We start from the raw sequence: 4,511 nt of genomic DNA, 5'->3' as shown, positions 1-4,511 counted from the left end.
CACAGAATGATGTCACGCTGAAAATGCCGGCCTTTGAATGGGTTCATGTGCAGCTCCATCAGCAAAAGGGGATGATAAGTTTATCACCACCGACTATTTGCAACAGTGCCTGTTTGAGTAAGATTTAGTCTTTTTGGGCTAAATCCATGGCATTCGAAGAACGTGTCCAAATCTTGTCCGAGGCAGAACAAGATGAGTTATATGGACCCCCCGCTTTCACCTCCGCCGACCAACGCTTCTTTTTCTCGCTGAACGATAAGGAACTGGCGATCGCTAAAAGCCTCCGTCATCGGGGCCAGCGTTACATGCTGGTGGTACTGCTGGGCTATTTCAAAGCCAAGCCGGTGGTGCTGAATCCCGGCTTTCATCAGATCAAGCAGGACCTCAAATACGTTTATCAAACCGTTCTACCAGGCCCAGGCTGTAGACCCTTTAATCTCACGCCAAAAGAGAACGAACGGATTTACCAACGTGTTTTCCAGCTCTGCAACTACCAGCGCTGGAATGTCAAAGACCATGGAGCGGCGTTGAGAGATTACTTATCCCAGCAAGCCAGAGCCTGGACAGCGCCTAGGCACCTCTTCGATGCGGCCAATGAATATTGTTCGGGGCAGAAGATCGCAATCCCTGCCTACAGCACGCTGCAAAAGATCATCAGTCAGGTGGTGGGAGACGAACAGGAACACATGGCCGCGCACCTTGAGCGTGCAATGTCACGCGGTCTTAAGCAAGCACTGGCGGAGCTCGTGAACGGCACAGGTCCACTGCCGTTCCGACAGTTGCGACAATCGGCTCGTAACTTCACCGGAACCGAGTTGGAGAAAGAACTGATTGTCTATCGCCATATCCAGCATTGGATGCCGGAAGTGGATCTGCTGTTGAGCACGCTATCACTGTCGCAGAAAAATCTGCAACACCTGGCAGAGAAAGTCGACTACTACGGTGCCAAACTGAAACGTCAAACCGTAGGCAGCCAATGGCTGTATTTATTGTGCTATCTTCAAACGCGATGGCAGCAAGCGCTGGAACGTATTGCCGATGGCTTTGTGCATCATGTCAGACAGACCAAACAGAAGGCAAAGGATTATGCGCAGGAAGCGGTGTTTAAGGATTGGCAAAAAGCAGCTAAAAATGTCAGCAAGGCAGCTGAAGTACTGCACCTGTTCATTGATGACAGCATTGATCTGCAACTACCGTTTGCAACAGTAAGACAGCAAGCACTGAGCCTGCTGACCAAAAGGGATCTGGAATCTGTATGTCTCTTCCTGAACGAGCAGCGACGATCGGTCGATGAAGCCATGTGGCAGTACTGCGACGAGAAAGAAAGTCTGCGGAAAGGTTTGCTGCGAGAGTTGTTCCTATGTCTGCGCTTCGAAGGCTGCGACGGCACCCAGCACTTAGCGGCCGCCTTGGCGAAAACACAAAACGAACTCAACGGCCAGGACGCTCAGTTGCAAACTGCCGACACCAGACTCCTTTCCAAAAAATCACGTGAATTCCTGCTGGATGGTGAAGGGAATATCCTGATCGATCGTTATGAGTGGTTCCTCTATCAACAGATTCCTGATCGCCTGAATGGCCAGCTGACGCTGCCTGATATCACTAAATACCGGGCACTCGACGCCGACCTGATCGACGGGGAACATTGGCGAAAAAACAAATATACGCTGCTTCAACAGAGCCATTTTACAAAATTAGCGGAGGAGCCTGAAAAGCTGATCAAACAGATGGCCATGGAATTGGATACCCGTTTGTACGAAGTCGGCGAATATCTTGAACAGGAAGACAACCGGAATATCATCTTGCGTAATCCGCAGGGTAAACGCTTCTGGCGCCTGCCTTCGGCCAGCAAACATCATCTGGTCAACAATCCCTTCTTCCAGCAAATTCCCACAACGGGGATTGCGGATGTACTGCGCATGGTTGATCGTGACACCGGTTTCATTGACTGCTTCGCTCATGTGCTGGGTTCCCAATCCAGAAGCCGTTCCCATGAATATGACCTGTTGGCAATTCTGGTCGGCAATGCAACCAATCAAGGCATTTACGGCATGGCACAGATCTCTGATCGTACCTATGATCAGCTCAGCACTATCCAGGCGAACTATCTTCGCCTGGAAACATTGAATGCTGCTAACGACAACATCAATAACGCGACAGCCAAGCTACCCATCTTCCGGTACTACAACATCCAGGAAGATGTGATCCACGCCAGTGCCGATGGTCAAAAGTTCGAAGCCCGGCGCGAGACCTTCAAAACCCGTTATTCGTCGAAGTACTTTGGCACTCAAAAAGGTGTTTCTGCCATGACCTTGATCGCCAATCACGCTGCGATCAACGCCAGAGTGATCGGCGCCAACGAACATGAATCGCACTACATCTTTGATTTGTTGATGAGCAATACGTCAGACATCATTCCGGATGTGCTCTCAACCGATACCCATGGGGTGAACCATGTGAACTTCGCGTTACTGGATCTGTTCGGATACCAGTTTGCCCCACGCTATGCCCAGGTTGGCAAAGTGATCAATGACATGTTTGATGTCAAGGAAGACAAAGAACACCGAATTCAGCTGTGCTTAAAAAAGCCAATCAATACCCATCGTATTGCGCAGCACTGGGATACCATCCAACGGATTGCAGTATCACTTAAGCAGCGGAAAACAACGCAAGCCACCTTGGTGAGAAAGCTCTCGGAGTACAAGCGCAATCACCCGCTGCTGGAAGCCCTGACGGAATACAATCGCCTGGTGAAAGCGAATTATCTACTGTGCTACATCGATGATGCCAGTTTAAGAAACTATGTTCAGCGCGCGCTGAACCGGGGAGAGGCCTATCACCAACTGCGTCGGGCCGTGAGCAGCGTCAATGGGGATCAGTTCCGGGGCAGTTCAGACGAAGAAATCCAGCTATGGAATGAGTGCGCTCGCCTGGTCACCAATGCCATCGTTTACTTCAACTCCAGGATACTCAGCCAGCTGTTGACCAGCTTCGAATACCAAGGAGATACCAAGAGAATAGATATCGTCAAACAGGCATCCCCTGTGGCCTGGCACAACATTAACCTCAAGGGGACTTACCACTTCGAATTGAGCGAAAAATTGCCAGATCTGGAGGAGCTTATGCGCTCAATCGAGGGATATTTACCCGTCAGCGAAAAGTAATACCCCTCTGGAGGCCACGGACGGCGCGGCCTCCAGAGCACTTTGTCGTTTTTGGACGGAAAATCCCTAGAACCCCATGATAATGCGGTTGCAGAAAGCTTTTTCCAGTTGTTGAAACGCGAACGGATAAAGAAAAAGATCTACGGAACGCGGGAAGAAGCCCGCAGTGATATTTTTGATTACATCGAAATGTTTTATAACAGTAAGCGTCGGCATGGTTCTAGCGATCAGATGTCACCGACAGAATATGAAAACCAGTATTATCAACGGCTCGGAAGTGTCTAGATTATCTGTGGCGATTCACATCGGTAAAGAGTGGAAAATTTCCACACACCACTCTTCAGCGATGCCTGAGGGGTAAAAAGCAGTGCAGGGGGCGGAATATTCACCGCTCCCTGAAGACTAGCCAATAATCGCGATGCCAAGACGTTCCATGAGCAACGATGCCTGGTAGTTGTCCAACTTAACGCCTTGTAAATCAACGCCCCGAATATCTAAGTCACCCAACTCCGAATTGGTCAGATCGCAATGTGTGAAGTTTGCTGCTCGCCAGTCGAAAGTCGTAAACTCGCCGCCGGAGAGATCTGAACCACTGAACGTCGCGCCCAGTACCTGGGCACCCATCCAACGGTTTTCCCACAGCTCACACTTTTCCAGCACGACTTTCGAAAAATTGGCGTAGCTTAGATTTGTGTTAGTGATATATGCGCTGCAAAACCAGGTGCGTGTAGTGATCATATTCATAAAGCTTGCGCCGCGGAAATCTGCGCCTTGTGCGCGGCAGTGGCGAATTTCAATGCCCAGCGCACTGGCATTGCGAAAATCCGCCATGGATAAATCACAGCTTTTAAAAATGGCATCTTTCAGCATTGCACGACTAAAATTGCACCCTTTCTGGCTTTCACGATCATAGAACTGACAGCCGATAAATTCAGTACCACTTAGGTCGGCACCTGAAAAATCACAGTTAAAAAATGTACTATTTTCAATTTTCTCACCGGTGAAACGGTTTCTGTCAATTTTTTCGCCAACGAGTGCCAGAGCCATATTTGTACCTGTTTTTTTATACAGTAATGGCGTCATGGTAAACCCTGATGAGGTTATGCGTCAAATCCGCCAATATGGGGTTCTAGGGATTTTCCGTCCAAAAACGACAAAGTGCTCTGGAGGCCCCGCCGTCTGTGGCCTCCAGAGGGGTATTACTTTTTTCGAGATCCCTATTTGGGCTCTGTTTGAGGGCACTGTTGCAAAGTTAGCGATGAGGCAGCCTTTTGTCTTATTCAAAGGCCTTACATTTCAAAAACTCTGCTTACCAGGCGCATTTCGCCCAGGGGATCACCATAATAA

Annotated in this window: 2 protein-coding genes and 1 pseudogene; 2 read left to right on the top strand and 1 reads right to left on the bottom strand. The window is 49.4% G+C overall.

Going from position 1 to position 4,511, the window contains the following annotated elements; translation table 11 throughout:
* Positions 1-146: 146 nt before the first annotated feature.
* Together ACJHYD_RS24320 and ACJHYD_RS24315 are read left to right on the top strand one after the other, a co-directional pair.
* Entirely contained in the window at positions 147-3,164 is a 3,018-nt protein-coding gene (locus tag ACJHYD_RS24320; RefSeq protein ID WP_004199413.1) for a Tn3-like element IS3000 family transposase, read from the top strand.
* A 75-nt stretch (positions 3,165-3,239) separates the two neighbouring features.
* Positions 3,240-3,449 (top strand): annotated as a pseudogene (locus ACJHYD_RS24315) (IS3 family transposase); the annotation flags it as partial.
* Between the two features lie 117 nt (positions 3,450-3,566).
* Here ACJHYD_RS24315 and ACJHYD_RS24310 read toward each other — a convergent pair.
* The gene (locus tag ACJHYD_RS24310; RefSeq protein WP_063866276.1) at positions 3,567-4,211 is read right to left on the bottom strand and encodes a quinolone resistance pentapeptide repeat protein QnrB7; all 645 of its coding nucleotides are present in this window, start codon (positions 4,209-4,211) and stop codon (positions 3,567-3,569) included.
* Positions 4,212-4,511 lie beyond the last annotated feature (300 nt).

The organism is Escherichia sp. WS1368, from assembly GCF_046487485.1.
Taxonomy (GTDB): Bacteria; Pseudomonadota; Gammaproteobacteria; order Enterobacterales; family Enterobacteriaceae; genus Escherichia; species Escherichia coli.
Note: the sequence above shows the minus strand (reverse complement) of the source record. Positions and strands in the feature narration are given on the sequence as shown.